The sequence below is a fragment of the uncultured Dialister sp. genome, assembly GCF_900538805.1.
Taxonomy (GTDB): Bacteria; Bacillota; Negativicutes; order Veillonellales; family Dialisteraceae; genus Dialister.
Map to the genome: position 1 here is coordinate 1 of NZ_UPZP01000134.1, position 4664 is coordinate 4664.

A 4664-nucleotide genomic window follows, 5' to 3' on the forward strand; every position below is an offset into this window, starting at 1 on the left:
TAGGCTTATTTCCAATTCCGATTGCAGGGACATCACAAAGTGGACAATCCCTGCTTTCAACAAATACATTTTCAGCATTTACCAAATATGCATTTATATTATTTACCTGACTACAATGGTCATCATCATACAAGCTTTTATCCAGTTTATTTTTATAGCTAAAACCAACAATTACACAATGAACATGCGCCTTGTTATTACTTTCGCTATTCCAGATAAAGGTTTTATAAGCAAAATTAATATGCAGTCCCATTTCAAATAACGGCTGCCATAAAATACCTACGCTATCCCCCTGACAAATTGAATTTGTTGAGACAAAGGCTGCCATAATATTTGTGCATTTCATATAATCTGCTGCCAGTTTATACCAGCAGGAGACATAGTCCAAATTGCCAGAGTTTTTCCATTTCCCAAATACAAACTTAATATCGTCCTTTTGTGCTTTTCCCATAATTCTAGCTCCGGCAAAAGGTGGATTTCCAAGCAGATATGACAGCTTTGCCGCCGGAATCACATCATTCCAGTCCATGTGCAGCGCATTTCCCTCGTGGATATAGGCATTTGTTTTCAAGGGCAGAAAATTGATTTCCCGAACGATAATATCTTCCGTTTCCTGCATCATCTGGGATTCGGCAATCCAGAGGGCCGTTTTTGCCACGGTGACGGCGAAGTCATTGATTTCAATGCCGTAGAATTGTTTGATGGACACTTTGATGGGATTATACAGGTCAAGGAATCCCTGTCCGCCGGTGAGCTCCCGGATGACCCGGTTCTCCAGCCGACGCAGGCAGATGAATGTTTCCGTCAAAAAATTTCCGGAGCCGCAGGCAGGGTCCAGGAAGGTGAGCGAAGCCAGTTTATTTTGGAAATCTTCCAATTTCTGCCGGTATTCCCATTTCAAGGCCGTTTCTTTTCGTCTTGTGCTGAATTTTTCGGAATCGGGAATGGAAACCAGGGTATTGAATTCTTTCTTCAAGTCGTCCAGAAAGAGGGGGTCGATGACTTTGTGGATATTTTCGATGGAGGTATAGTGCATGCCGCCGGAACGCCGGGTTTCCGGATTCAATGTGCTTTCAAAGACGGCTCCAAAGATGGTGGGACTGATGGCACTCCAGTCGAAGCCCTTGGACATATCTTCATAGATAATGTCATAGATTTCCTTATTGATAGGCGGGATTTCAATGGTATCATCATGAAACAGGCCGCCATTCACATAGGGGAAGGAAGAAAGTTTACTGTCCAGAAACCTGGGGCGCTCTTCTATTTTGGTATCAAGAACGGCAAAGAGCTTTTCCAGGGCTTCCTTGGTATTTTCTATCTTCCATGTACCAAGGTAGTGGCGGAAAGCGTCCGGCGCACCGAACAGCCCTGAATCTTCCGCATACAGGCAGAACACAATGCGGACGCAGAGGACATTCAGGTCGTGCATGTCTTTTTTCTTATCTTCCTCTGTATAATCAGCAGGCTGGTACTCCCGATAGACTTGGGCAAAGGCATCGTAAAGCTTCCCTACCAGCTCTCCCGCCTTGACGGACACCTTCACTTCTTCCATGTCCGTAGGTTTATAATTGGTATTAACAAGGAAATTCAGCTGGTCGTAATGGTCCGGCAGGTCGCTTAATTTAAGCTTGATGGCCTTTCGGAAAGCTTCGGGCTCATTCATGTCGTAAATCCAGAATTCATGAAAATTGCAGGCAACGATATATCTGGCCCTCCGGTCCACCGGCTGGGTCTGGTCGTATTCAAAGGCCTGCTCATAGGGTGTAAGCATCCTGCCGTGTCTTGGATATTTCTTATCCAACGGTGCATCGGCATTCTTCTGCTCAATGATTACCCGCATGGACGGAATCCAGGCGTCCACAAAAAGGGAGTTTCCCTTTTCTTCATGCTTCACCGTATCTTCAAAAGAAATGACCTGTTCCGGATGTTCCACACCGTATACATCACGAAGCAGGGACAGCCAGAAAGGCGCTGTATTTCCATCTTCCTTGCAGTCTCTGGCCCATTCCGCAGCAAAAGCCTTTGCTGCCTTTTTCTGTTCAGCCGGTTTTATCATACCTTGGAATCCACCTTTATCCAGTCAACAAAATAGCGGGGCGGCAGCCCCGCCTCTTTACATTTCATCTCTTTTTCCCAACTCATCCCGCAGGTCACGGAAAAGAGGAAGGAAAATATTTCGCGTGTCTGTAATCATTGTATCCGCCACTTCCTGATGAAAGACATAGAGCGCAAGACTTTTCTCCTTCATGGCTTTCAGCCAGTTCGATTCATCATGAATCAGGCCCGCTTCTGATGCCATCTTCAATATCTGCCGTGGAGAAGCAGTATCCACCCCTTCCCATCCTTTCTGCATAAGATATTCTTTCATTACGCACCATGCCTGTTCAAAACATTGGACGAAAAGGGAGCATAGCCCCGCAGTCACAACCACATCATAGGGAGGAATCCTGCGATTGATTTCTTCCAAATTATCCACTGTTTTGCAGAAATTCTCAAATTCCCTCATATAAAACAGCCTTCCTTAATCCTGACTTCTCAAATCCACCCGAAGTGGCGGCAGGCGTTGTAGATGCCGTCTTCGTCGGCCCGGTCGGTGATGTAGCTGGCAAGGGCTTTGAGTTCCGGTTTGGCGTTTCCCATGGCGATGCGGAGCCATTCTTTACGGAACATGGTGCGGTCGTTCATGCCGTCGCCGAAAACCACGATGTCTTCATCGGGGATGTGGAACCGTTTCTGTATTTCCATGATGCCCCTTTCCTTATGCACCGGTTCGATGAGCATGGTGTCGGCACTGAACCATACGTGGGGCAGGGTATAGAGGGGGATATCATCTTTTTCTTTTTTGGTGCAGGCCACGAAAATCTTGTGAATGGCGCTGACTTTGCGGAAATCAAAGGATGGATTCACTTCTGTTTCGTAATACCGGTCCTTCACCTTTTCCAGATAGAGGGGCGTCCGGGTAATGCGGTATTTTTTATTATAGGGAGCCGCCGCCCAGGGATGCCTTTCTTCGTCTATTTCCGAAAGGGTCCTGAAGCAGTCCTGAAGGGGCAGTCCTTCGTCATAGAGGATGGTCCCGTCAATGGTGACCGCATTGCCGCCGTCGGACACCAGGGCCGGAATGCCCAGGGTCTTTGCCACTTCCAAGGCATCCGCCTGCATGCGGCCGGTGGCCAGCGATACGAAGTGGCCCCGGCGGATCAGTTCCTTCACCGCTTCCCTCGTGCTTTCCGGATAATCCGCTGTCAGCGGCGTGGTGAGTGTGCCGTCGATATCAAAAAAGAAATATTTCTTCATCCTCTGCCTCCTCTTCTGGTTGATGCGTTCTTTTCTTATTTCTTATTATAGTACCATATGGGAAAGAGGGTTCAAAGGGGCCGCTTTGCGGCCTGGATTCATAGGGGAGATTCAAAAGGTTCAGAGGGTTCAGAGGGTTCAAAGGGTTCAAAAGGTTCAGAGGGTTCAAAGGGTTCAGAGGGGAAGGTATCGCCCTGCGGGCGATGAATATGAAGTCAGCGTTACGCGCCTGCCTTCCTGCCCTGCAGTCATTCTGAGCGCCAGCGAAGAATCTCGGTACATGGCGCCGTTGAGACAAAAGGTAGTAAATACCGGTCGGCGGGAAGGTGGGCGCAATAAAAAAGCGGTGAAGGAATGGTCAACCATTTTTCACCGCTTTTTTCAATCGCCATTACAGCAGTTTTTCGATTTCCGGAGCGATAGCTTCCGGTGTCTTGGTGGGTTCGAAGCGTGCTGCCACATTTCCTTCTCTGTCGATGAGGAATTTAGTGAAGTTCCATTTAATGGAATCGTCGTCCAGGAAATGGGGATAGTTCTTTTTGATGAAGTCCAGAAGGACCTTTGCATTGGGATGGTCCATGTCCAGGCCCTGGAAGCCCTTTTCCTTTGTGAGGTACTTGAAGAGGGGCTGGGCATCATCACCGCGTACATTGCCTTTACGGAACATGGGGAAGGTGACGCCATAGTTCAGGCGGCAGAATTCCTGGATTTCTCCGTCGCTTGCGGGGTCCTGTTCTGCAAACTGGTTGCATGGGAAGCCCAGCACCACGAAGCCCCTGTCTTTATAGGCATTGTACAGCTTTTCCAGTCCTTCAAACTGGGGCGTGAAGCCGCATTTGCTGGCGGTATTCACAATGAGAAGAACCTTGCCCTTGTAGTCGGACAGGGAAATTTCCTGCCCCTTTCCATTGACTGCTTTAAAATCGTAAACGTTCATACTAAACCTCCCGGGGCATTTCCCCACATGGCGGCAGCGCCGCCTGTCAAATCATTATTCATGGTAAAACGATATTTATCTATCTGATATCTTTATTATATCGAATTTCGTCGAAGTTTGCAAGTAAAAAGAAGAAGCGGTCACTGGCCGCTTCAAAAGGGGTTGGAGCAGTGCGCTCCTATGAGAACCTGTATAATAACATCCTTACGGAATGCTATTACCAAAAAGGGAGAAAGATGAAGGGAGGAAAAATTTTCTTCCCATATAGGAACTTCCTTTACGGAAGGGATTTTAGAAAGAAGGCGATGATCATATTTCCCTTTTATGACCATCGCCAAAGGGAGATGAATCTCAGGGAAGCACTGATTAATTCATAGAGTCTGCTTTTATAAGAATTTTTATGCACTGCTTCGTCATGGGACTCCTTAAA

At 47.4% G+C, this 4664-nt stretch carries 4 protein-coding genes; all 4 read right to left on the bottom strand.

Annotated features, from left to right (window positions below):
- Positions 1 to 2056 (bottom strand): DNA methyltransferase (locus tag QZQ29_RS08915; protein WP_296962479.1); only part of this gene is annotated, 2056 nt, incomplete at its 3' end.
- A gap of 57 nt (positions 2057 to 2113) precedes the next feature.
- On the bottom strand, positions 2114 to 2506 hold the full coding sequence (locus QZQ29_RS08920; RefSeq protein WP_296962481.1) for an HI0074 family nucleotidyltransferase substrate-binding subunit: 393 nt from the start codon (positions 2504 to 2506) through the stop codon (positions 2114 to 2116).
- Positions 2507 to 2535: 29 nt separating this feature from the next.
- Positions 2536 to 3297, bottom strand: a complete 762-nt coding sequence (locus tag QZQ29_RS08925; RefSeq protein ID WP_296962483.1) for an HAD-IIB family hydrolase — start codon at positions 3295 to 3297, stop codon at positions 2536 to 2538.
- A gap of 391 nt (positions 3298 to 3688) precedes the next feature.
- On the bottom strand, positions 3689 to 4234 hold the full coding sequence (locus tag QZQ29_RS08930; RefSeq protein ID WP_296962485.1) for a glutathione peroxidase: 546 nt from the start codon (positions 4232 to 4234) through the stop codon (positions 3689 to 3691).
- Between the last annotated feature and the right edge of the window lie 430 nt (positions 4235 to 4664).

Bases quoted from the DNA above. Each gene is read 5' to 3' on its own strand.
- QZQ29_RS08920 (WP_296962481.1), bottom strand. From the start codon at position 2,506: ATGAGGGAATTTGAGAATTTCTGCAAAACAGTGGATAATTTGGAAGAA.
- QZQ29_RS08925 (WP_296962483.1), bottom strand. From the start codon at position 3,297: ATGAAGAAATATTTCTTTTTTGATATCGACGGCACACTCACCACGCCG.
- QZQ29_RS08930 (WP_296962485.1), bottom strand. From the start codon at position 4,234: ATGAACGTTTACGATTTTAAAGCAGTCAATGGAAAGGGGCAGGAAATT.